Source organism: Komagataeibacter xylinus (assembly GCF_031081985.1).
In the GTDB taxonomy this organism is placed as follows: Bacteria; Pseudomonadota; Alphaproteobacteria; order Acetobacterales; family Acetobacteraceae; genus Komagataeibacter; species Komagataeibacter xylinus_E.
This window is the reverse complement of record NZ_JARWSK010000003.1, coordinates 240,158-264,036: the sequence shown is the minus strand read 5'-3', so window position 1 is coordinate 264,036 and position 23,879 is coordinate 240,158. Positions and strand designations below refer to the sequence as shown.

The 23,879-nt window shown below is 65.6% G+C and carries 20 protein-coding genes; 18 read left to right on the top strand and 2 right to left on the bottom strand.

Annotated features, from left to right (window positions below):
* The 10 genes from QEG70_RS07385 to QEG70_RS07340 all read left to right on the top strand — a co-directional run bounded on the left by QEG70_RS07385 (position 1) and on the right by QEG70_RS07340 (position 15,060).
* Complete coding sequence (locus tag QEG70_RS07385) at positions 1 to 3,960, top strand: cellulose synthase subunit BcsC-related outer membrane protein (protein WP_308720067.1); 3,960 nt, start codon at positions 1 to 3, stop codon at positions 3,958 to 3,960.
* Complete coding sequence (gene bcsD, locus QEG70_RS07380) at positions 3,960 to 4,430, top strand: cellulose biosynthesis protein BcsD (protein WP_308720066.1); 471 nt, start codon at positions 3,960 to 3,962, stop codon at positions 4,428 to 4,430. The genes QEG70_RS07385 and bcsD overlap by 1 nt, the downstream gene beginning before the upstream one ends.
* Positions 4,431 to 4,644: 214 nt before the next feature.
* Positions 4,645 to 6,852 (top strand): beta-glucosidase family protein, encoded by a 2,208-nt coding sequence (locus QEG70_RS07375; protein ID WP_308720065.1) that lies wholly within the window; start codon positions 4,645 to 4,647, stop codon positions 6,850 to 6,852.
* A gap of 11 nt (positions 6,853 to 6,863) precedes the next feature.
* A complete protein-coding gene (locus tag QEG70_RS07370; RefSeq protein WP_374762565.1) occupies positions 6,864 to 7,526 on the top strand; it encodes a hypothetical protein in 663 nt (220 codons plus the stop codon).
* 149 nt (positions 7,527 to 7,675) lie between these two features.
* Positions 7,676 to 8,134 carry a cupin domain-containing protein gene (locus tag QEG70_RS07365; protein ID WP_308720228.1) on the top strand — a complete coding sequence of 153 codons (459 nt, stop codon included), beginning with the start codon at positions 7,676 to 7,678 and terminating at the stop codon, positions 8,132 to 8,134.
* Positions 8,131 to 8,760, top strand: a complete 630-nt coding sequence (locus tag QEG70_RS07360) for an NUDIX hydrolase (RefSeq protein WP_308720063.1) — start codon at positions 8,131 to 8,133, stop codon at positions 8,758 to 8,760. The genes QEG70_RS07365 and QEG70_RS07360 overlap by 4 nt, the downstream gene beginning before the upstream one ends.
* Before the next feature lie 214 nt (positions 8,761 to 8,974).
* Positions 8,975 to 10,861, top strand: coding sequence for a molecular chaperone HtpG (gene htpG, locus QEG70_RS07355; protein WP_308720062.1), 1,887 nt, complete (start codon positions 8,975 to 8,977; stop codon positions 10,859 to 10,861).
* 281 nt (positions 10,862 to 11,142) lie between these two features.
* Positions 11,143 to 12,234, top strand: coding sequence for an S-methyl-5-thioribose-1-phosphate isomerase (gene mtnA, locus QEG70_RS07350; protein ID WP_308720061.1), 1,092 nt, complete (start codon positions 11,143 to 11,145; stop codon positions 12,232 to 12,234).
* Positions 12,235 to 12,367: 133 nt separating this feature from the next.
* Positions 12,368 to 14,164 (top strand): aspartate--tRNA ligase, encoded by a 1,797-nt coding sequence (gene aspS / locus QEG70_RS07345; protein ID WP_308720060.1) that lies wholly within the window; start codon positions 12,368 to 12,370, stop codon positions 14,162 to 14,164.
* A 5-nt stretch (positions 14,165 to 14,169) separates the two neighbouring features.
* A complete protein-coding gene (locus QEG70_RS07340) occupies positions 14,170 to 15,060 on the top strand; it encodes an EipB family protein (RefSeq protein WP_308720059.1) in 891 nt (296 codons plus the stop codon).
* Here the strand turns inward: QEG70_RS07340 and QEG70_RS07335 are convergent.
* Both QEG70_RS07335 and QEG70_RS07330 read right to left on the bottom strand, forming a co-directional pair.
* Positions 15,035 to 15,820, bottom strand: a complete 786-nt coding sequence (locus QEG70_RS07335; protein WP_308720058.1) for an exodeoxyribonuclease III — start codon at positions 15,818 to 15,820, stop codon at positions 15,035 to 15,037. The two genes, QEG70_RS07340 and QEG70_RS07335, sit on opposite strands and share 26 nt — an antisense overlap.
* Entirely contained in the window at positions 15,817 to 16,182 is a 366-nt protein-coding gene (locus QEG70_RS07330) for a HesB/IscA family protein (RefSeq protein WP_308720057.1), read from the bottom strand. The genes QEG70_RS07335 and QEG70_RS07330 overlap by 4 nt, the downstream gene beginning before the upstream one ends.
* Before the next feature lie 167 nt (positions 16,183 to 16,349).
* Here QEG70_RS07330 and QEG70_RS07325 point away from each other — a divergent pair, with 167 nt between their 5' ends.
* The 8 genes from QEG70_RS07325 to serS all read left to right on the top strand — a co-directional run bounded on the left by QEG70_RS07325 (position 16,350) and on the right by serS (position 23,841).
* Entirely contained in the window at positions 16,350 to 16,664 is a 315-nt protein-coding gene (locus QEG70_RS07325) for a hypothetical protein (RefSeq protein WP_308720056.1), read from the top strand.
* A 111-nt stretch (positions 16,665 to 16,775) separates the two neighbouring features.
* Entirely contained in the window at positions 16,776 to 18,581 is a 1,806-nt protein-coding gene (gene argS, locus QEG70_RS07320; RefSeq protein ID WP_308720055.1) for an arginine--tRNA ligase, read from the top strand.
* A complete protein-coding gene (locus QEG70_RS07315) occupies positions 18,578 to 19,555 on the top strand; it encodes an SPOR domain-containing protein (RefSeq protein WP_308720054.1) in 978 nt (325 codons plus the stop codon). The genes argS and QEG70_RS07315 overlap by 4 nt, the downstream gene beginning before the upstream one ends.
* A gap of 57 nt (positions 19,556 to 19,612) precedes the next feature.
* Positions 19,613 to 20,425 (top strand): segregation and condensation protein A, encoded by an 813-nt coding sequence (locus QEG70_RS07310; RefSeq protein WP_308720227.1) that lies wholly within the window; start codon positions 19,613 to 19,615, stop codon positions 20,423 to 20,425.
* Positions 20,425 to 21,120 (top strand): SMC-Scp complex subunit ScpB, encoded by a 696-nt coding sequence (gene scpB / locus QEG70_RS07305; RefSeq protein ID WP_308720053.1) that lies wholly within the window; start codon positions 20,425 to 20,427, stop codon positions 21,118 to 21,120. Before QEG70_RS07310 ends, scpB begins: the two co-directional genes overlap by 1 nt.
* A 78-nt stretch (positions 21,121 to 21,198) precedes the next feature.
* Positions 21,199 to 21,759: a Sec-independent protein translocase protein TatB gene (gene tatB, locus QEG70_RS07300; RefSeq protein WP_308720052.1), complete on the top strand. Its 561-nt coding sequence runs from the start codon at positions 21,199 to 21,201 to the stop codon at positions 21,757 to 21,759.
* 7 nt (positions 21,760 to 21,766) lie between these two features.
* On the top strand, positions 21,767 to 22,576 hold the full coding sequence (gene tatC, locus QEG70_RS07295) for a twin-arginine translocase subunit TatC (RefSeq protein WP_308720051.1): 810 nt from the start codon (positions 21,767 to 21,769) through the stop codon (positions 22,574 to 22,576).
* Positions 22,576 to 23,841 carry a serine--tRNA ligase gene (gene serS, locus QEG70_RS07290; RefSeq protein ID WP_308720050.1) on the top strand — a complete coding sequence of 422 codons (1,266 nt, stop codon included), beginning with the start codon at positions 22,576 to 22,578 and terminating at the stop codon, positions 23,839 to 23,841. The genes tatC and serS overlap by 1 nt, the downstream gene beginning before the upstream one ends.
* Positions 23,842 to 23,879: the final 38 nt, after the last annotated feature.

The window sequence follows — 23,879 nt, the reverse complement described above, 5'->3', positions numbered from 1 at the left end:
ATGAACAGGCGATACGTCCTTTCGCTTTCTGGTGCCCTGCTGGCCAGCAGTTGCATGACGGTGCTGGTGGCGGTTCCTGTTGCGCGGGCGCAGCAGGCTTCCACCGCCATGACCACCGCTGCCACGAGCGCGACTGCGGCACCACGGCAGATCCTGTTGCAGCAGGCACGCTTCTGGCTTCAGCAGCAGCAGTATGACAATGCCCGCCAGGCCTTGCAGAACGCGGAGCGCATCGCCCCCAATTCCCCTGACGTGCTGGAAGTGCTGGGTGAATACCAGACGGCCATTGGCAACCGCGAAGCCGCCGCCGATACGCTGCGCCACCTGCAGCAGGTGGCGCCGGGCAGTGCCGCGGCAGGTAACCTGAATGACCTGCTCAGCGAGCGGGCCATCTCCCAAAGCGACCTGTCGCAGATCCGCTCGCTGGCGGGTTCGGGCCAGAACGCGCAGGCGGTGGCGGGCTACCAGAAGCTGTTCCACGGTGGCAAGCCGCCGCATTCGCTCGCGGTGGAATACTACCAGACCATGGCGGGCGTGCCGGCCCAGTGGGACCAGGCCCGCGCCGGGCTTGCCGGGGTCGTTGCGTCAAACCCGCAGGATTACCGCGCCCAGCTCGCCTTTGCCCAGGCCCTGACCTATAATACCTCGACCCGCATGGAAGGCCTGACCCGGCTCAAGGATCTCCAGTCCTTCCGCAGCCAGGCCCCGGTCGAGGCGGCCGCCGCGGCGCAGTCCTACCGCCAGACCCTGAGCTGGCTGCCGGTCAATCCTGAGACGCAGCCCCTCATGGAGCAGTGGCTTTCCGCCCACCCCAATGATACCGCGCTGCGCGAGCATATGCTCCACCCCCCCGGTGGTCCGCCGGACAAGGCCGGGCTTGCGCGCCAGGCAGGTTACCAGCAGCTTAACGCGGGCCGTCTTGCCGCAGCCGAGCAGTCTTTCCAGTCGGCGTTGCAGATCAATTCCCATGATGCTGATTCGCTTGGTGGCATGGGGCTCGTAAGCATGCGGCAGGGCGATACCGCGGAGGCGCGCCGCTATTTTGAAGAAGCGATGGCCGCCGACCCCAAGACCGCCGATCGCTGGCGCCCGGCGCTTGCGGGCATGGCCGTCAGCGGCGAGTATGCTTCCGTTCGCCAGTTGATTGCCGCCCATCAATATACCGAGGCCAAGCAGCAGCTTGCCACGCTGGCCCGCCAGCCCGGCCAGTATACTGGCGCGACCCTCATGCTGGCCGACCTGCAGCGCTCGACCGGCCAGATTGCCGCCGCCGAGCAGGAATATCGTGGCATCCTGTCGCGTGAGCCCAATAACCAGTTGGCCCTCATGGGGCTGGCCCGGGTAGACATGGCGCAGGGCAACACGGCGGAAGCACGCCAGCTCCTGTCGCGTGTCGGCCCGCAATATGCAAGCCAGGTGGGCGAGATCGAGGTTTCGGGCCTGATGGCGGCTGCGTCCCAGACATCGGATTCAGCGCGCAAGGTTTCCATCCTGCGCGAAGCGATGGCCCAGGCCCCACGTGACCCCTGGGTGCGCATCAACCTTGCCAATGCGCTGCAGCAGCAGGGCGACGTGGCCGAAGCCGGGCGCGTGATGCAGCCCATCCTGGCCAATCCCGTCACCGCGCAGGACCGCCAGGCCGGTATCCTTTATACCTATGGTAGTGGCAATGATGCGATGACCCGCCAGCTTCTGGCTGGTCTGTCGCCTGCGGATTATTCTCCTGCCATCCGTTCCATCGCCGAGGAAATGGAAATCAAGCAGGATCTGGCCAGCCGCCTGTCCATGGTGTCCAACCCGGTGCCGCTGATCCGCGAGGCCCTGACCCAGCCTGATCCGACCGGCGCGCGCGGCGTGGCGGTGGCTGACCTGTTCCGCCAGCGTGGCGACATGGTGCATGCCCGCATGGCACTGCGTATCGCCTCGACGCGCACCATCGATCTCTCGCCCGACCAGCGCCTGTCCTATGCCACCGAATACATGAAGATCAGCAACCCGGTGGCCGCTGCGCGGCTGCTGGCCCCGCTGGGGGATGGCACGGGCTCGGCTACAGGAAGCGCGTTGCTGCCCGAGCAGGTGCAGACGCTCCAGCAACTGCGCATGGGCATCTCGGTGGCGCAGTCCGATCTGCTCAACCAGCGTGGCGACCAGGCGCAGGCCTATGATCATCTGGCCCCCGCGCTGCAGGCCGACCCGGAGGCGACATCGCCCAAGCTGGCGCTCGCGCGGCTGTATAATGGCCACGGCAAGCCGGGCAAGGCGCTCGAGATCGACCTTGCGGTGCTGCGCCACAACCCGCAGGACCTTGATGCGCGACAGGCTGCGGTGCAGGCGGCGGTCAACAGCGACCACAACAGCCTTGCCACCCGCCTTGCCATGGATGGCGTGCAGGAAAGCCCGATGGATGCCCGTGCCTGGCTGGCCATGGCCGTGGCTGACCAGGCCGATGGCCACGGGCAGCGCACCATCGAGGATCTGCGCCGCGCCTATGACCTGCGCCTGCAGCAGGTCGAGGGCACGCGGGCCGCGTCTGGCGCGGGTGCTGCGCAGGAAGATGCGCTTGCTCCGCCCTCGACCAACCCGTTCCGCCCGCGTGGCTACGGCCACCAGACGGAACTTGGCGCGCCTGTGACCGGTGGCTCCTACAGCGCCGAGGCGGCATCGCCCGATACGTCGGACCAGATGCTCTCCTCCATCGCAGGCCAGATCCGCACGCTGCGTGAGAACCTTGCCCCTTCCATCGATGGTGGCCTCGGGTTCCGCTCGCGTTCGGGTGAGCATGGCATGGGCCGCCTGACGGAAGCGAACATTCCCATCGTGGGCCGCCTGCCGCTGCAGGCCGGTGCTTCCGCCCTGACCTTCTCGATCACGCCAACCATGATCTGGTCGGGCAACCTCAACACGGGTTCCGTCTATGATGTGCCGCGTTATGGCACGATGATGGGCGTGCAGGCATATAACCAGTACGATAGCTATACCAACGCGGGCAGGGACCAGCAGCGCATCGCCGCTGGCACGGCCGAGGCCGGGTTTGCGCCGGATGTGCAGTTTGGCAATAGCTGGGTGCGGGCCGATGTGGGTGCGTCGCCCATCGGCTTCCCCATCACCAACGTGCTGGGCGGTGTCGAGTTCTCGCCGCGCGTGGGTCCGGTCACCTTCCGTGTCAGTGCCGAGCGCCGGTCGATCACCAACAGCGTGCTGTCCTATGGCGGCCTGCGTGACACGAACTACAACAGCGCGCTTGGCCGGTATGCCCGCCAGGTCTACGGCCAGGCACTGTCCAAGCAGTGGGGCAGCGAATGGGGTGGCGTCGTGACCAACCACTTCCATGGGCAGGTCGAGGCGACACTGGGCAACACCATCCTGTATGGTGGCGGTGGCTACGCAATCCAGACCGGCAAGAACGTGCAGCGCAACAGCGAGCGTGAAGCGGGCATCGGCGCCAATACGCTGGTGTGGCATAACGCCAACATGCTGGTGCGCATTGGCGTGAGCCTGACCTATTTCGGTTATGCCAAGAACGAGGATTTCTACACCTACGGGCAGGGTGGTTACTTCTCGCCGCAATCCTATTACGCGGCGACCGTGCCGGTGCGCTATGCGGGCCAGCACAAGCGGCTGGACTGGGACGTGACGGGCAGCGTGGGCTACCAGGTGTTCCACGAGCACTCGGCGCCCTTCTTCCCCACGTCATCGCTGCTGCAGTCCGGCGCCAATACCATCGCGTCGAATTACTCGGCGAGCGCCACGCCGGCGGAATATCTGTCGGAGGAAACGGTGAACAGCGCCTACTATCCTGGGGATAGTATTGCTGGTCTTACCGGTGGCTTTAATGCTAGGGTGGGTTATCGCTTTACACGCAATGTTCGTCTTGATCTCTCGGGGCGCTATCAGAAGGCCGGTAACTGGACTGAAAGCGGCGCCATGATTTCCGCACACTATCTTATTATGGACCAGTAATGACAACTTTGAACGCAAAACCGGACTTTTCGCTTTTCCTGCAGGCCCTGTCCTGGGAGATCGATGATCAGGCCGGGATCGAGGTCCGCAATGACCTGTTGCGCGAGGTCGGCCGTGGTATGGCTGGTCGTTTCCAGCCGCCGCTGTGCAACACCATCCACCAGCTCCAGATCGAGCTGAACGCCCTGCTGGCCATGATCAACTGGGGCTACGTGAAGCTGGACCTGCTGGCGGAAGAACAGGCCATGCGCATCGTGCATGAAGACCTGCCTCAGGTGGGCAGCGCAGGCGAGCCCGCCGGCACGTGGCTTGCCCCGGTTCTGGAAGGGCTTTATGGCCGCTGGATCACGTCGCAGCCCGGTGCATTTGGTGATTACGTCGTGACGCGCAATATCGACGCGGAAGACCTGAACTCGGTTCCGGCCCAGACGATCATCCTTTACATGCGCACCCGCAGCGCCGCGACCTGATTCCTGCCAGTCGCGCCATTTGCGTCAAAACCCTGCCTACAGGCGTGTTCATGCCCTGTAGGCAGGGTTTTTGCATATAGGGTTCCACTCTTTGCCCTGTTTTTGCGCTAGATCATGCGGCGTGGGAGCAGGGTGCTTCACAAATGGGTCAAGAAATGGCGGACGCAGGCCGCCGCGCCGTCACGATCCAGCCCCTGAAGGAAGAGCCAGCCACATGAAACTGTCCCGCAAGATATTCCTGTTATCCGCCGTGGCGTGTGGCATGGCCCTGGCCCAGGCACCCGCTTTTGCGCGGCATGCGCATGATGGTGGAGGCGACCCGGCCGATAGTCGGGCGCGGCAACTGCTCGCCACCATGAGCCTTGAGGACAAGATGTCCCTGCTGTTCAGCGTTGATGGTGGTGGCTTCAATGGCAGCGTGGCGCCTCCGGGGGGGCTGGGTTCGGCGGCTTACCTGCGCGCGCCCAAGGGGTCGGGCCTGCCAGACCTGCAGATTTCGGATGCAGGGCTTGGCGTGCGCAACCCGGCGCATATCCGCAAGAATGGCGCGGCGGTCTCCCTGCCGTCCGGGCTGTCCACGGCCAGCACGTGGGATATGGACATGGCGCGGCAGGCCGGTGTCATGATCGGGCGCGAAGCGTGGCAGAGCGGCTTCAACATCCTGCTTGGCGGCGGCGCCAACCTGACGCGCGACCCGCGTGGCGGCCGCAACTTTGAATATGCGGGCGAGGATCCGCTGCAGACCGGGCGCATGGTGGGCAGCACCATTGCGGGCGTGCAGTCGCAGCATGTGATCTCCACGCTCAAGCATTACGCGATGAACGACCTCGAAACCTCGCGCATGACCATGAGTGCCGATATCGACCCTGTGGCCATGCGCGAGAGCGACCTGCTCGGTTTCGAGATCGCGCTTGAAACCGGGCATCCCGGCGCAGTCATGTGCTCGTATAACCGCGTGAACGACCTGTATGCGTGTGAAAACCCCTACCTGCTGACCAGCACACTGAAGCAGGACTGGCACTATCCCGGCTTTGTCATGTCCGACTGGGGGGGGACGCATTCCTCCGCGCGCGCGGCGCTGGCGGGGCTGGATCAGGAATCGGCGGGTGACCATACCGATGCCCGGCCCTATTTCCGCACCCTGCTTGCAGCCGATGTGAAGGCAGGCCGCGTGCCGGAAGCGCGCATCAACGACATGGCGCAGCGCATTGTCCGCTCGCTGTTTGCTGTGGGGCTGGTGGACCATCAGCCACAACGCAGCCCGCTTGATGTCGTGACCGACACCCTCGTGGCCCAGAAGGACGAGGAGGAAGGCGCGGTCCTGCTGCGCAACCAGGGCAACATCCTGCCGCTTTCGCCCACCGCGCGCATTGCTGTCATTGGGGGGCATGCTGATGCGGGCGTGATTTCTGGCGGGGGTTCGAGCCAGGTCGAACCCATCGGGGGCGAGGCCGTGAAGGGGCCGGGCAAGAAGGAATGGCCGGGCGATCCGGTCTATTTCCCGTCCTCGCCGCTCAGGGCCATGAAGGCCGAGGCGCCGAACGCCCGGATCACTTATGATTCCGGCACCAATATCGCCTCTGCCGTGCGGGCGGCGCGGGCGGCCGACGTGGTGGTGGTGTACGCCACGCAGTTCACCTTCGAGGGGATGGATGCGCCGAGCATGCACCTTGATGACAATGCCGATGCGCTGATTACGGCAGTGGCCGCCGCCAACCCGCGCACGGTGGTGGTGATGGAAACCGGCGATCCGGTGCTGATGCCGTGGAACAACAGTGTTGCGGGCGTGCTTGAGGCATGGTTCCCTGGTTCTGGCGGTGGTCCGGCCATTGCGCGGCTGCTGTTTGGCAAGGTTGCGCCCTCGGGCCACCTGACCATGACCTTCCCGCAGGCGGAATCGCAGTTGGCCCACCCCGATATTGCAGGCGTTACAGCAGATAACGTGTTCGAGATGCAGTTCCACACCGATCAGGAACTGGTTTATGACGAAGGCAGCGATGTCGGTTACCGCTGGTTCGACCGCAACCATTTCAAGCCGCTTTACCCGTTCGGTTATGGCCTGACCTACACCACATTCAGCACCGATGGGCTGAAGGTGGCTGAACGCCACGGGCAGGTGACGGCTACGTTCAACGTGCGCAATACCGGCACGCGTGCGGGCGTGGATGTGCCGCAGGTCTATGTCGGCCTGCCCGATGGCGGCGCGCGCCGCCTGGCAGGCTGGCAGCGTATCAGCCTGGCGCCGGGCGAGAGCCGCCAGGTTTCGGTGCAGATTGATCCGCGCCTGCTGGCGCATTTCGATGGCAAACACGACCGGTGGAGCGTGCCGTCGGGCACCTTCCGCGTATGGCTTGCATCCTCTGCTACGGATGACAGCCAGCAGGCCACCATGCACCTCCATGGCCGGACCATGGCGCCCTGAGGGTGGATGTCATGGGCAGGGGGGTATGTGTAGCGGCGATAATGGGGGCTGGCCTGCTGCCTGCCAGCCCCATGCTGGCGGCCAGCCTTTCATGGTCCGATACGCCAGCCGAGCGCGCGCGCCTGATGATGAGCGTGCAGGAACTGGAAATAACCCTGCTCACCCACCCCAGCGCCACGCTGGCGCTGGAGGACTGGTGCGCTACCCACCATATGGCAGCACGCCCCGTTGTCGTGGCGCAGAAGGTCGCCCTGCCGCAGCCCGACCCCGTGCCCGCGCGGGTGCGGGCCGATCTGGGCGTAAGTGCTGCGCAACCGGTGCAGCACCGGCAGGTGCGATTGGCCTGCGGGCCATATGTGCTTTCGGTTGCGGATAACTGGTATGTGCCCGCCTTGCTGACCCCGCAGATGAACGCCACGCTGGAGGAAACCGACACATCCTTCGGCCATGTGGTGGCGCCCCTGCACTTTACGCGCGAGCGGCTGGAGTTTACGCGGCTGTGGTCGCCGTGGCCGGGACCGGTTACAGGGCAGGGCGGCACGATGATCGTGGCTCCGGCTGAAATCGTGCGCCAGCGCGCGGTACTGCGTAATGGGCAGGGCCGTCCGTTCAGCGAGGTGGTGGAAACCTATACCGACCAGACCCTCGCTTTTACGCCTCAGGGCCAGAGATGAAGCTTTTTCCCAAAAAGCTTTAAAGAACGCTGCCTTTTTGAAAAAAGGCGGCACCCGGAAACTTTTATTCTCTGTTCCCCTGCCGTTTGCAGCCTGGCGGCAGGAGGGCTACGCCGGAGCATGCGATCATGACCGGAGCCACAACCCCCATGACAGATTTGCGCGACCCCAACACGCCTGCCGAGACCGTGCGGCAAGTACTGGGCCTGCAACCCCACCCCGAAGGCGGCAGCTACCGCGAGATATGGCGCGACACTCCCGCCGATGGCCCGCGTGGCGCGGTCTCGACCATCAGCTTCCTGCTGGCGGCGGGCGAGCGCTCGCACTGGCACCGTGTTGATGCGGCCGAGATCTGGTGCTGGCAGGGTGGCAGCCCGCTTGTGCTTGAAATCGCGGCAGGGCAGGGCGCGCCGATCGAGCGGATCGTGCTCGGCCCGCTGCCCACGCGGGGGCAGGTGCTGCAGGCGGTGGTGCCGCCGGGGGCATGGCAGGCGGCCCGGAGCGAGGGGGCCTGGAGCCTGATGGGCTGCCAGGTGGCGCCCGCCTTTGTTTTCAGCCAGTTTGAACTGGCCCCGCCCGGCTGGACGCCACAAGGAGAAAACGCATGACAACCCCGCAATGGCTCATCTGGGCCCGCGACCTGCAGGCGTTGGCCCAGAGTGGCCTGACCTATGCCGAAAGCCCGTTCGACCGCGAACGCTATGAAAGCATAAGGCAGATCGCAGCCGACATGATGGCCGCGGGCAGTCAGGCCGACATGCAGCGCGTGCTGGACCTGTTCAGTGATCAGGACGGTTATGCCACGCCCAAGCTGGTGGTGCGCGCCGCCGTGTTTGACGCGCAGGGCCGCATGCTGCTGGTGCGCGAGGTGCTGGACCATGACCGCTGGACCCTGCCGGGCGGCTGGGCGGATGTGAATCTGACCCCGGTGGAAAACACGGTAAAGGAAGTGCGCGAGGAAAGCGGGTTTGACGTGCGCGTGACCAAGCTTGCCGCCGTGTGGGACCGCGACCGGCAGGGCCACCCGCCGGGACCGTTTTCATGCTGCACGCTCTATTTCATCTGCGAACTGACTGGGGGTAGCGCCGAGACCAGTATCGAAACATCGGAGATTGGCTGGTTTGCAGCCGACAGCCTGCCCACCGACCTGTCGCTTGGCCGCGTCCTTCCCAGCCAGTTGATCCGCATGTTCGAACACGCCGCCAACCCCGACCTGCCCACGGATTTTGACTGAATCATTCAAAAACAACGGCTTGATAAAGTAGTAAAAGTTTTTGGGCACCGCCTTTTTTCAAAAAGGCGGCGTCTGGCAGGGCCAACGAACCCCAGATCCCCGCCCGGGCAGCGTTCACGCAACCCGCAGGCAGGCCATTGAAAAACCGACCGGGATTTCCATATCCAATACAAATTGTAACCTGATGCATCGTAACAGACAGACTGGATAAGCCATGACGGAACAGACCACCACGACCCCGCCCGAAGCCACGGGCGAACAGCATGAATTCAGCGCCGAGGTCGGCCGCCTGCTCGACCTTGTGGTGCATGCGCTCTATTCCGAGCGTGAAATCTTCCTGCGCGAACTCGTCGCCAACGCGGCGGATGCCACCGACAAGCGCCGTTTCGAGGCCCTGACCGACGGTGCGCGCGCCCTGCCCGAAGATGCCAAGATCCGCATCAACCCCAACAAGGATGCCCGCCTGCTGACCATCAGCGATGATGGCGCGGGCATGAGCAAGGAAGACCTTGCCCGCAACCTCGGCACCATCGCCCGCTCCGGCACCCGCGCCTTTGGCGAGGAACTGGCCAATGCCAAGCCCGAGGACAAGCCGAGCCTGATCGGCCAGTTCGGCGTGGGCTTCTATGCCGCCTTCATGGTGGCGGACAAAGTGGACGTAATTTCGCGCCGCGCGGGCAGTGACGAGGCCTGGTGCTGGTCCTCCACCGGCAAGGGCAACTACACCATCAGCCCCGCCACGCGGGAGAAGGCGGGCACCGACATCATCCTGCACATCAAGGAAGATGCGAATGACTTCCTCGATTCGTGGCAGCTTGAAAGCATCGTGCGCAAATGGGCCGACCACATTTCGTGGCCGATCACCATCGTCAAGGATGATGGCGAGGAAACCTCGGCCAACAAGGGCACCGCTCTGTGGCGCAAGCCGCGTGGCGAGATTGATGAAGAGCAGCTCAACGAGTTCTACCGCCATGTGAGCCACAACTTCGACACGCCCTGGGCCACGCTGCACTGGCATGCCGAAGGCACGATGGAGTTCTCGGCGCTGCTGTTCATTCCCGGCAGCAAGCCCTTCGAGTTCGCCGAGCCGGTGCGCGAGAGCCAGATCCGCCTGCATGTGCGCCGTATGTTCATTACCGATGATGCCGGGCTGCTGCCGCCGTGGCTGCGTTTTGTAACTGGCGTGGTCGATACCGAGGACCTGCCGCTCAATGTCTCGCGCGAGATGCTGCAGGCCACCCCGGTGCTGGCGCGCATCCGCAAGGCCGTGACCAACCGCGTGATCTCCGAACTCAAGACCCGCAGCAAGAATGAAGCGGATTTCGAGACGTTCTGGGACAATTTCGGCCCCACCTTCAAGGAAGGCATCTGGGACGACGCAACCCACCGCACCGAGCTTGCGGCCATCGCCCGTTTCCGCTCCAGCACGCAGGAAGGCTGGACCACGCTCGATGCCTACCTTGAGCGCAAGAAGCCCGAGCAGGAAGCCATTTACTACCTGACCGGCGACCGCACGGAAATGCTGCCCTCATCGCCGCAGCTCGAGGGCTTCCGCGCGCGCGGCATCGAGGTGCTGCTGCTGTCCGACCCGGTGGACTCCTTCTGGCCCGAGCGCCTGGGTGTGTACAAGGACGTGCCCATCCGCAATATCAGCCAGTTCCACACCGATCTTGAAAAGTTCGGCGCGCCGGAGGAAACGCAGGCTGAAAAGGATGCGCTGGAAGTCGTGATCCCCGCGCTGAAGGAAGCACTGGGCGATGCGGTGTCCGACGTGAAGGGCACCAACCGCCTCGTCAACAGCGCCGTGGTGCTGGCCGCACCCGAATCCGGGCCGGACCTGCAGATGATCCGCCTGATGAAGCGCAGCGGCCAGCAGGTGCCCGACACGGCGCCGGTGCTGCAGGTCAACCCCGCCCATCCGCTGATTGCTGATCTCGCCACCCGCGTGAAGAATGGCGACCCGGTGCAGGATATTGCGCTGACGCTGATGGACATGGCCCGGATTCAGGACGGCGAAAGCCCGAAGGACCCCACCGGCTTCGCCCAGCGCCTGACCACGATCCTCACGCGCCTGCCGCTGACGGACGGCCCGCAGGGCTGAACCGGCCCCGCGCCGACTTGATACATCATCACCATCCCGCCATGCGCCCCGCATGGCGGGATGTTCTTTTTTCAAGGCTTCAGCCGGGCGGGTAGCCCTGCGGGCTGATGGCCTGTATGATGCAATGCATGCGGGCACGGGTTGCTGCCTTATGGCAGAAAAACCGCAACTGCGGGTTTATTCAAAGTATTCATGCAGTAGGGCCTTGAACATGGTCCGGTCGGATGCTTCCCTACACGCCCTTTTATGTGTTCCGGTTTTTGGATGGCGGCAAATCTTATATGAAAATTGATAACGTCCCGTATCGCAGCGTCTGGGTGGATGTGGATGATGGCTGGTCGGTCCATATCTTTGACCAGACCCGTCTGCCCTGGTCGCTTGACATCCTGCGCCTGACCGAGCGCGATCAGGTGGCCCATGCCATCCGCACCATGCAGGTGCGTGGCGCGCCGCTGATCGGCGCCGTGGCCGCCTACGGGCTGGCGCTGGCCCTGCGCCATGACAGCAGCGATGAAGCCATGGAACGTGACGCGGCATTGCTTGCGGCCACGCGGCCCACGGCGGTCAACCTGGCCTGGGCCATCAGGCGCATGCTCACCCGCCTGCGCACCACGCCGCAGGCCGACCGCGTGGCCGCCGCCTATGACGAGGCCGGGCGCATCTGCGATGAAGACGTGATCCAGAACGAGGCCATTGGGCGGCAGGGGCTGGAACTGATCGAGGAGATCGCCGCCCGCCGCCCCGGCCCGGTCAATATCCTCACCCACTGCAACGCGGGCTGGATTGCAACCGTGGACTGGGGCACCGCCCTTGCGCCCATCTACATGGCGCATGACCGTGGCATTGACGTGCATGTGTGGGTGGATGAAACCCGCCCGCGCAACCAGGGGGCCTCGCTCACCGCGTGGGAGCTTGGCCGCCATGGCGTGAAGCACACGGTCATTGCCGATAACGCTGGCGGCCACCTGATGCAGCATGGCCAGGTGGACCTCGTGATCGTGGGCACCGACCGTGTGACCCGCACGGGTGATGTGGCCAACAAGATCGGCACCTACCTCAAGGCGCTGGCGGCGCGTGACAATAACGTGCCCTTCTGGGTGGCTCTGCCATCGACCACCATCGACTGGACCATCAGTGACGGTGTGAAGGAAATTCCCATCGAGGAGCGTAATGGCCGCGAAGTCACCCATATCCAGGGCCGGGATGCGGAAGGCCGCGTGACAGGCGTGCAGCTTGTGCCCGATGGCAGCAGGGCCGCCAACCCGGCCTTTGACGTGACCCCCGCGCGCCTCGTGACCGGCCTGATTACCGAGCGTGGGCGCTGCCCCGCCACGGCTGATGGCCTGTGCGACCTCTTCCCCGAATACGTGTGAGCATGGCCCCGCATGCCGGGGCCATGCAGCTATGACCTTGACAGGCGCGGGCGGGATTGGCTTTGTCGCGCCTGCAACCGGGTGCGGCTCTTTGTGGGCGCGCCCCCCAATCTGGTAGAATCAGGACAAGAGCATGCATCCCTATCGTACCCATAGCTGCGCGGCCCTGCGGGCTGCCGATGCCGGGCAGACGGCCCGCCTTTCCGGATGGGTACACTCCAAGCGCGATCATGGCGGCCTGCTGTTCATTGACCTGCGCGACCATTTCGGCATGACGCAGATCGTGATCCCCGCAGGCTCCCCCGTGCTGGAAACAGCCGAGCGCGTGCGCGTGGAAAGCGTGCTGACCGTGACGGGTGAAGTAGTGCTGCGCGATGGCGCGACCAAGAACCCCAACCTGCCCACCGGCGAGATCGAACTGCGCGCGCGCGAGATCGAGGTGCAGTCCAGCGCCGACGTGCTGCCGCTGCAGGTGGCGGGCAACGAGCACTACCCCGAAGACCTGCGCCTGACCTACCGCTATATCGACCTGCGGCGCGAGAAGGTGCACCGCAACATCATGCTGCGTGCGCAGGTGATCGCGAGCCTGCGCAAGCGCATGACGGACCTTGGCTTTGTCGAGTTCCAGACCCCGATCCTGACCGCGTCGTCGCCCGAGGGCGCGCGTGACTTCCTCGTGCCCGCGCGCATGCATCCGGGCAAGTTCTACGCCCTGCCGCAGGCCCCGCAGCAGTTCAAGCAGTTGGCCATGGTGGCGGGGTTTGACCGCTATTTCCAGATTGCGCCGTGCTTCCGTGATGAAGCGGCGCGCGCTGACCGCTCGCCCGGTGAGTTCTACCAGCTTGATTTCGAGATGGCGTTCGCAACACAGGAAGACGTGTTCGCAACCCTCGAGCCGGTGATGGAAGGCGTGTTCCGCGAGTTCGGCGGTGGCCGCATCGTGAGTGAGGGGCCGTTCGAGCGCATTCCCTACGCCACGGCCATGGAAGTCTATGGCAGCGACAAGCCCGACCTGCGCAACCCGCTCAAACTCTCGGATGTGACCGAGGCGTTTGCCGGGTCCGGCTTTGGCCTGTTTGCCCGCATCGCAGCCGACGGTGGCCAGATCCGCGCCATTCCCGCCCCCGGTGCGGGTGACCGCCCGCGTGCGTTCTTTGACAAGCTCAATAACTGGGCGCGTGAGTCCGGTGCTGGCGGGCTGGGCTACATCATCTTCGCTGAAGAAGGCGGCAAGGGGCCGATCGCCAAGAACCTCGAGGCCGAGCGCATCGAGGCCATCCGCGCCAAAACCGGCCTCAAGGCGGGTGACGCTGTGTTCTTCGTGGCGGGCAAGGGCGATGAGATGGTCAAGTTCTCGGGTGCCGTGCGCACGCGGGTTGCGACCGAACTCGACCTGATCGAACAGAACGCCTTCCGCTTCTGCTGGATCACGGACTTCCCGATGTACGAGCGCAATGAGGAAACGGGCGAGATCGACTTCTCGCACAACCCGTTCTCCATGCCGCAGGGGGGTATGGACGCGCTCCAGAACCAGGACCCGCTGACCATCAAGGCCTATCAGTACGATATCGTGTGCAACGGCATCGAACTCTCCTCAGGTGCCATCCGTAACCACCAGCCCGATGTGATGATCCGCGCCTTCGAGATCGCAGGCTACCCGGCCAGCGAGGTCGAGGCCCGCTTTGGCGGCATGCTCAACGCCTTCCGCTATGGCGCGCCGCCGCATGGTGGCTCGGCACCGGGCGTGGACCGCATCGTGATGCTGCTTGCCGATGAGCCGAACATCCGCGAGGTGATCCTGTTCCCGCTCAACCAGCAGGGCGAGGACCTGATGATGGGCGCGCCTGCCCCCGTCGAGCCGCAGCGGCTCAAGGAGCTCTCGCTCGCCCTCGACCTGCCGCGCCCCAAGCCCGGCCAGAAGAAGGACTGAGCGTCATGCACGCCGTGAAGGACTCCTCCCTCACGGCGCGCCGCATGAGGGTGCGGCGGGCGTATCAGCGTGGCGTGATCGCGGCCATGGTGGCCATGGGGCTGTGGCATGGCCCGGCGCATGCTGCCCCGCCCGTGGCAATGGCGGCGCATCGGGCGGTGTATGATCTTGTCCTTTCCGCCGTGGGCAATGGCGATGTGGTGACGGCGGAGGGCAGGCTGACCTTCGTGCTGTCTGACATGTGCACGGCCTGGTCCACCCAGCAGCAACTGCATGTGCGCAGCGTGGGTCGCGAAGGGGACGAGCATGACAGCGATTCCGATTACGCGGTGCTGGAGGACAAGGATGGCTCATCCCTCATCTTCCGCGCCGACCAGAGCGAAAACGGCCAGCCCAGCCCGCGCATAGCAGGCGAGGCCCATATGCGCCCCACGGGCGGCAGGGTGCATTATACCGCGCCCGGCGTGCATGACGTGGCGCTGCCCGCAGGCACGCTGTTCCCCGTGGCGCATACCGCCAGCGTGATCGCGGCGGGCCAGGCAGGCCAGACCGAGATCGCACCGCCCCTGTTCGATGGCACGGTCGAGACCGGGGCGCTGAACACCTATGTGCTGCTGCTTGCGCGCGAGGCGCCGCCGGTGGCAACGCCGTTTGCAGCCCTTGCCCCCCTTGGGGCGCAGCGGGTGCATATTGCCTATTACAACCCCACCACGCGCGACATGGGGCCGATATTCGAGCAGGGCATGCGCTATTTTCCCAACGGCGTGGCCGACCGGCTTGATCTTGATTTCGGGCAGTTCAGGCTCGCGGGCACGTTGCGCGAGTTCCGGCTGCTACCCGTGCCCGATCACTGCCCGTCAGCAGCCCCGCTCAGTCCGCAGCACAAGCCACTGTAACGGCCAGCGGCACGTGGTCCGATGGCTGGGCCTTGCCGCGTTCATCGCGCGCGGGCAGGGCAGTCAGCAGCCGTTCGGCCATGCGGGGCGAGAGCAGGGCATGGTCGATGCGCAGCCCGCTGTCACGCTGCCAGGCAGCGGCCTGGTAATCCCAGAACGTATAAAAGCGCCCCGTCGGGTGCAGCGCGCGCAGCGCATCGGTCAGGCCCAGCCAGAGCAGGCGGCGGAAGGCCGCACGGGTGGCCGGGCGCAGCAGCGCATCATCGGGCGCAAGCGCGCCGGGCGCGCAGTCCTCATCGGTGGGGCAGACATTGTAGTCGCCCAGCAGCACGAAATCCTGCCCGGCCGCGAGCATGGCGTGGGCGTGCAGCGCAAGGGCATCCATGAAGGCAAGCTTGGAGTCGTAGCCCGCACTGCCGCCGGAATTGCCGTTGGGCAGGTAAAGATTGCCAAAAATCACCCCGCCTGCGCGAATTTCCACGTAGCGGGCCTGCGGCGGGTCGGTTTCCCAGCCGGGCAGGGCGGTGTGGGTGACCTCATGCGGCAGGCGCGTGAGAATGGCCACGCCGTTATAGCTTTTCTGCCCCACCACGATGCTGTCATAGCCCACGGCCCTGAAGGCATCGGCGGGGAAGATTTCGGTGGCGCACTTGATCTCCTGCAAGGCCAGCACGTCGGGCTGCTCGCGGGCAAGGTAGTCAAGCACATGCTCAAGGCGCTGGCGGATGGAATTGACGTTCCAGGTAACGAATTTCATCATTCCACCGAGAAGCTGGTGCCACACCCGCACGAGGAGGCCGCCTGCGGATTGCGCACCGTGAAATGCGCGCCCATCAGGCTGTCATCAAAATCGAGCACGGCCCCCCTCAGCAGGTCCATGCTGGCGGGGTCAACGAGCACGCGGGCAGTGCCTGCGGCAATGACGATGTCATCGGTCCGGGTTTCGGGCTCAAGCGCGAATTTATATTGAAAGCCGTTGCAGCCACCCGCCTCGACCGCAACCCGCAGGGCTGGCTCGCCCGTGGGGCTGGCAGGCTGTTCATCAAGGATCTCGCGCAGGCGATGGGCTGCCGAATCCGATACGCAAAACATCTCGGCCGGGGGGGAAGGGGGCGTGGACATCGGGTTTCACCATGATCTGTGCCCGCAGGCCGGGGCCAGTTCATGTTGGCTGCGGGCTACGGGCGGGTTATGGATGTGCGGCAGTATGGCCTTTACCGTTTCATCCATGGCTTGGTCCTGATCCTATATGAGCACTGCACCCTACGCTGTCCAGACCGCTACGGCCCGTGGCAGGCTCCATGCCGGTGGCTGCCGCCATCCGCCGCGTTCCCAACGCGCAGGCCATGGGCCGGATCGGGCCGATGCAGTCCCATCGCGCGTTTCGCGTCCCGCCAGGCGCAGGGCGCGCAAGGCCCGGCTTGGGGTCGAATCGCGCCCTGGCCATCCTTGCGCATGACATGAGCCTGCGGCCCGATGGCGCCCGCGCGGCGGGTGATATGGCAGGTGCATGCCGGGTGGTGGCCGATTATAGTGCCGCCATGACCGGTCGCTGCACTATTGAGGCGTATCGACGGTTGACGGACCTGTCCTCGCCGGGGTGAAACACGCGCAGCACGATCTTCCGCCCGCCACCGCTCCTGCGCGATGCCGGCGGGCCATACCATGCCGGGCCACAGGGCCTGTTACCGTTATCTGTTGGGAAACCAAGCCGCATGTCAGACAGTCTGTTCGCCCTTTACCTCACGCATGTGCGCGATGCGTTGCGCACCATCATGCCCGACCTGCCCCCAGCAGCCCTTGAGCGCGTCGAGGTCACGCCCACCCGCGACCCCGCCCATGGCGACCTTGCCACCAATGCGGCGCTTGTCATCTCCAAGGCGGCCCGCCGCCGCCCTGCCGAGATCGCGGGTGAACTGGTCACGGCGCTGGCCTCCGTGCCCGGCATTGCGCAGGCCGAGGTGGCGGGGCCGGGCTTTGTCAACATGCGCCTTGCCCCCGCCGTATGGCAGGCCGTGGCGCGTGACGTGCTGCAGGCGGGCGAGGCCTACGGCACCAGCACCGCAGGGAACGGGGTGAAGGTGAACGTGGAATATGTCTCGGCCAACCCCACGGGGCCGATGCATGTGGGCCATTGCCGTGGCGCCGTGGTGGGTGACGTGCTGGCCAACCTGCTGGCCAAGGCGGGCTATGCGGTCACGAAGGAATATTACATCAACGATGCCGGTGCGCAGGTGATCGCGCTGGCCTGGGCTGCGTACTGGCGCTACCTGCAGGCGCTGCACACCACCGTGACACAGGAGGAATTTGCAGCCGTCGTGCCCGGTGGCGCGATCCAGTACGGCGGTGACTACCTCGTGCCCGTGGGCGAGGCGCTGGCCAAAAAGCATGGCGACAGCCTCGCCGCCCCCGGCCTGAAGCCGGCCGATCCCGCCCTGTGGCTCGAGACCGTGAAGAAAGAGGCGGTCGATACCATGATGGGCATGATCCGCGAGGATCTCGCAGCCCTCGGCGTGCATCATGACGTGTTCACCAGCGAGGCAAAGATCCTGGCAGATGGCGAGACCGACCGCGCCATCAAAAAGCTCGAGGAAAAGGGCCTGATCTACGAAGGCGTGCTCGAGCCCCCCAAGGGCAAGCTGCCCGATGACTGGGAAGCCCGCCCCCAGACCCTGTTCCGCTCCACCGAATTTGGCGATGATGTCGATCGCCCGCTGCGCAAGTCCGATGGCTCGAACACCTATTTCGCCAATGACATTGGCTACCATGCCGACAAGATCCGCCGGGGCGCTGACGTGCTGGTCGATGTATGGGGTGCGGATCATGGCGGTTACGTCACGCGCATGAAGGCTGCCGTTGCGGCACTGGCCACCGATGGCCGCCCGGTGCTTGACGTGCTTTTGTGCCAGATCGTGCGCATCGTGCGCGATGGGCAGCCGGTGCGCATGTCCAAGCGCGCGGGCACGTTCGTGACCCTGCGCGACCTGATTGACGAGGTGGGGCGTGACGCGGTGCGCTTTACCATGCTCACCCGCAAGGCCGATGCGCAGATGGAGTTCGACCTCGACCAGGTCGTGGCCCAGAGCCGCGACAACCCGGTGTTCTACGTGCAGTACGCCCATGCGCGCTGCTGCTCGGTGCTGCGGGCGGCAGCGGGTCTTGCCAATGCGGGCAGGCTGCCCGGCGGCCTCACGCCTGCCGAACTTGCAACGGCCGACCTGTCGGGGCTTACGGCCGATGCGGAACTGGCGCTCCTGCAGCGCATGGCGCAGTGGCCGCGCATGGTCGAGTCGGCGGCGAGCGCGCATGAGCCGCACCGCATTGCGTTCTATCTCAATGAACTGGCCTCCGATTTCCATGCATTGTGGAACCGGGGCAAGGATGACACGACCCTGCGCTTCGTGCAGGAAGATGACGTGGCCGCAACCCGCACGAAACTCGCCCTTGTCGAGGCGACGGCAACCGTGCTGCGTTCGGGCCTGAACGTGCTCGGCGTGCAGCCGGTCGAGGAGATGCGATGAGTCCTGACGATACCCCGCCGCGCAATGGTGGTTCCGATGATCTTCGGAATAACCCCGCAGCACCCGATCCCTATGCCGAGCGCCCGGCCACGCGCGAGCGCATGGGGACTGATTCCAACCCCGACCTGAACACGCGCTCGCCCATGGAGCCGGCGGATGACATCGGCCCGCGCCAGCCTGCCCGTGGTGGCCGGGGCGGCACCGCTTTAAAGGCCCTGCTGGCCCGCCTTGCGGGCAGCAACCTGCTGGGCGATGACCCGCTCACGCGCAAGCTGGTCTATGGCGCGGCAGGTCTTGGCGGCATTCTGGTCCTGGCGATTGGCGGGTGGTCTTTGTTCGGCCACCATGAAGGCGGCATCGCGGTGCTCGGTCCGCCGCCGGGGCCGGTGCGCGTCAAGCCTGCTGATCCGGGTGGCATGCAGATTCTGGGCGCGGGCGATGGCATGGCGGCTGATGGCGGCGTGATGCGCCTCTCCCCCCCGCCCGAGCAGCCCCAGCCCGATGCCATGGCCCGGCAATACGCCCCGCCACCGGGCGGCGACAGCGCCGATGCCGGCAATGCGCCCCCGCCGGCTGCGACCGCCGCCGCCCCCGCCGAGCAGCCTGCCGCCCAGCCCGAGCCCGCCCCGCAGGAGGCCGCCCGCAAGCCCGCGGAACCGGCAAGGCAGGCCGAGGAGGAAGCCCCCGCGACCCTGCCGCCGCCGGTGCCGCGCGCGCTCAATGAGGGCAATGGCGCCTATGGCGTGCAGCTTGCCGCCCTTGATTCGCAGGAGGCGGCGCTCAAGAACTGGAGCCGCCTGCTCAGCCGCTACCCCAGCGTGTTCGGCCCTTACCAGCCTGCCGTCGTCAAGGTGGAGCGGGATGGCAAGACATTCTACCGCCTGCGCATCAAGGGGCTGAGCAAGGCGCAGGCCGCATCGGTGTGCGAGAAGGTCAAGGCCAAAAACCTGCCGTGTGAACCGGTCCATTCCTGAGCGCATTCCATGACCCAGCCAGAGGCGGCAGGGCAGGGGGCGGCCACGCCCGCCCCCATGGCTGAGGGGCAGCCAACCGCGCCCATCGTGCATCTTGACGGGTTTGACGGGCCGATGGACCTGCTGCTTGAACTGGCGCGGGCGCAGAAGGTGGATCTGTGGCGCATTTCCATCCTGCAGCTTGTCGAGCAGTTTCTGGCGGTGGTCCGCGCCATTCCTGCCGTGCGGCTGGAGCAGGCGGCGGACTGGCTGGTCATGGCGGCATGGCTGGCATGGCTCAAGTCGCGCCTGCTGCTGCCCGAGGATGACGGCGCAGACACCGATGCCGAGGATGCGGCCACCCTCCTGCACGAGCGTCTGCTCGAGCTTGAGCGCATGATGCAGCTTGGGCGCTGGCTTGGCGCGCGTGACCAGCTTGGCCATGAAGTGTTTGAACGCGGGCAGGCCGAGAGCCTCGTGGCCATCGACCGTTCGGGGCTTGCGGTGGATGTGCCGCAACTCATGCGCGGTTACATGGCGGCCATGCGGCGGCGCGCGCGCAAGGCCACCTACCAGCCGCGCCCGCCACGGTTCTGGACCGTGCAGGACGCGCTCGAGCGGCTGCGGCGCATGCTGGGCACGCTCATGCCCGTGGGCTGGTGCGGGCTCGAGGCCTTTCTGCCCCCCGCCACGGCGGCGGACAGGGCTGGCCCCTTGGCCGAGACCGGCCGGAGGGCCGCCGTGGCGGGCACGCTGCTGGCCAGCCTGGAGATGGCGCGCAACGGCACGATCGAACTGCGGCAGGCGGAACAGTTTGGCCGTATCCTGCTGCGTGAGCGGATGGGGCAAGACCCCGCCGCCCCAATGCAACCTGAAGGGGAGAGGCCCTGATGAACGACCCCGAGCAGCCCGACCTCATCGCGCCCGTGGAGGCCGTGGTGGAAAACATCACGGTGCGGGATTTTTCGCTACGCCTTGTCGAGGCGCTGATCTTCGCCCGTGCTGACCCGCTCAGCACCCGCGCCATTGCCGAGGTGCTCGGCGCGCAGGGCGGCATCCCGCATGATACCGCCGACCGCGATGCCTATGTGGCGGCAACGCTGGCCGCCCTTGGCGCGCATTATGCCGGGCGCGGGGTGGAACTCGTCGAGGTGGCGGGGGGCTGGCAGTTCCGTACCGCCCCTGACCTTGCGCCACGCCTGACCCGCGTCATGCCGCGCCCGCGCAGGCTGGCGCGCTCGACCATGGAAACGCTGGCCATCATCGCCTACCACCAGCCCTGCACGCGTGCCGAGATCGAGGATATTCGCGGCGTAAGCCTGAGCCAGCAGGTGCTCGACACCCTGCTCGAGGCCGAACTGATCATGCCGCTGGGCCGCAAGGAAGTGCCGGGGCGGCCGATCCTGTGGGGCACGTCAAACGGCTTCCTGCGCCATTTTGGCCTCAAGGACCTCGGCGACCTGCCCCGGCGCGAGGAATTGCTGGTGGACGTGCCCGATGCCGCACCCGAACTACCCGAAGGCCCGCGCGCGGCGGAGGGGCGTGATGATGCGCCGGATGAGGTTCCTGACGCGCCCGGGGCGTGATAGGTGTGCGGGGCAGGATGATGGTGTACGGTTCTGCGCGGGCCGCAAAAGGCGGGCGCGGTAGGGAAGGAACGGCAGATGTTCGATTTCGCATGGTCTGAATTTGCCCTGATCGGGGTGGTGGGCCTGCTGCTGATCGGGCCAAAGGACATGCCTGTCGCCATCCGCACCGTTACCGGGCTGATCAAGAAGGCCCGCGGGCTCGCCACCGAGTTCCAGTCGCATGTGGATGAAATGGTGCGCGAGGCCGACCTGACCGAGGCCCGCGACCAGCTTGGCCAGCTCAAGCGCATGAACGTGCGCGACAAGATCATGAGTGCGATTGACGGGGATGGCGCTTTGCGCCGCTCGCTTGATGATACGCATGAGGCGGCGCACTCCGCCATGTCCGCACCCGCAGCAGCGCCTGCATCGTCCCTGCCCGAGCAGGCCATTCCCTCACGCCATTACATACCGCCCCTTGTTGATGACAGCCCTGCGGAAGTGGACGCACCCGATGCGCCCGATTTCCTGCCGCCGCGCACCGCCCGGCGCATCGCCGCCGAACTGCCGCGCCTCACGCCCCCCGCCTTCCTGCCGCCGGTGCGGGTCATTCACCGTGGCCAGCGCGTTGGCGTGACCCAGGCAGGGCAGGAATAGGAACACGATGGACGCCCAAGACGCAAACCCCAACCCGGACGCCATTGATGACCAGCCCATGCCGCTGCTCGAGCACCTTGTCGAACTGCGGCGCAGGCTGCTGTGGTCGATGGTGTCGTTCGTGGCGTGCTTTGCGGTCTGCTACTACTATTCCGAGCAGATCTACTTCTTCCTCGCCAAGCCGCTGGGCGACATCATGCGCCAGAAGGGCGAGCAGCCGCACCTGATCTATACCGCGCTGTACGAGGCCTTCTTCACCTACATGAAGGTCGCCTTCTTCGGCGCGGCCTGCCTGTCGTTTCCCATGGTGGCGGTGCAGGCGTGGATCTTCATCGCGCCGGGACTTTACCGCAGCGAGAAACGGGCGTTTGCGCCCTTCCTTGTCGCCACCCCCATCATGTTCGCCATCGGTGCGGCGCTGGCCTACTACTTCATCTTCCCCGCCGCATGGAAGTTCTTCCTGTCGTTCCAGACGGCGGATGGGCAGGACGGGTTGCAGATCGAACTCCAGGCCAAGGTGTCGGAATACCTGTCGCTGGTGATGAAGCTGATCCTGGCGTTCGGCATGGCGTTCGAACTGCCGGTGGTGCTGACGCTGATGGCCCGCGTGGGGCTGGTCACGTCAAAGGGACTGGCGAAGGTGCGGCGCTATGCCTATGTGGGCGCGTTCGTGGCCGCCGCCATCCTGACCCCGCCCGATGTCATTACCCAGACCGGGCTGGCCGTGCCGCTGATCGGGCTGTACGAAATTTCCATTCTCTGCGCCCGCCTTGTCGAGCCGCGCAGACCGCCTGAAGAAACCGAGGAGACTCCCTGATGCACGACCTGCGTGCCCTACGCGCCGACCCCGCAGGCTTTGACGCCGCCCTGAAACGGCGCGGGGCGCCCGCCGTGGCCGATGGCGTGCTGCTGCTCGATACCGAACGCCGCGCCGCCGAGACCGAATTGCAGGAGCTTCAGGCCAGCCGCAAGAAGATCTCCAAAGAGATCGGGGGCTTACGCAAATCCGGCGCGGATACCGCGGCGCTGGAAGAGCGCGTGGCCCACGGCAAGGCGCGGATGGAAGCACTCCAGACCCGGGTTGCCGAGCTTGACGGCCAGATCCGTGGCACGCTTGAGCGCCTGCCCAACCAGCTTGACGCCTCCGTGCCCGATGGGGCGGATGAAAGTGCCAACGTGGAAGTGCACCGCAACGGCGTGGTGCGCGAATTCAGCTTCACCCCGCGCGAGCATTTCGAGCTGGGCGAGGCGCTGGGCCTGATGGATTTCGAGACCGCATCCCGCCTGTCGGGCGCGCGCTTCGTGGTGCTGCGTGGCGCGCTGGCCCGCATGGAACGCGCCCTTGGCCAGTTCATGCTCGACCTGCACACCACCGATAACGGCTACGAGGAAACTGCCGTGCCGGTGCTGGTCAATAACGAGGCCATGTACGGCACCGACAAGCTGCCCAAATTTGCTGACCAGTCCTTCCGCACCGAGGATGGCCGCTGGCTCATCCCCACCGCCGAGGTGCCGCTGACGGCCAGCGTTTCGGGCCAGATCCTGCCCGCCAATGTGCTGCCGCGCCGGCTGGTGGCCCTTTCCTCATGCTTCCGCAGCGAGGCGGGGGCGGCAGGGCGCGATACGCGCGGCATGCTGCGCCAGCACCAGTTCCAGAAGGTGGAGATGGTCAGCATCACCACGCCGGAGGAAAGTGATGCCGAGCACGAGCGCATGACCCGCTGTGCCGAGATGGTGCTGGAGAAGCTGGGCATTCCCTATCGCCGCCTGCTGCTATGCGCGGGTGATACCGGCTTTGGCGCGGCAAAGACCTTCGACCTCGAAGCCTGGCTGCCCGGCCAGAAGGCGTGGCGTGAGATCTCGTCATGCTCCACCACGCGCGACTTCCAGGCCCGGCGCATGAATGCCCGCTACCGTGCGGCCGATGGCAAGCCTGCCTTCGTGCACACGCTCAATGGCTCCGGCCTTGCCGTGGGCCGCACGCTGATCGCGGTGATGGAAAACTACCAGAACGAGGATGGCAGCATCACCGTGCCGGAGGTGCTGCGGCCTTATATGGGTGGGACCGACATCATTCGCTGAAGAAAATCAGAAGTTTTTGGGTGCCGCCTTTTTTCAAA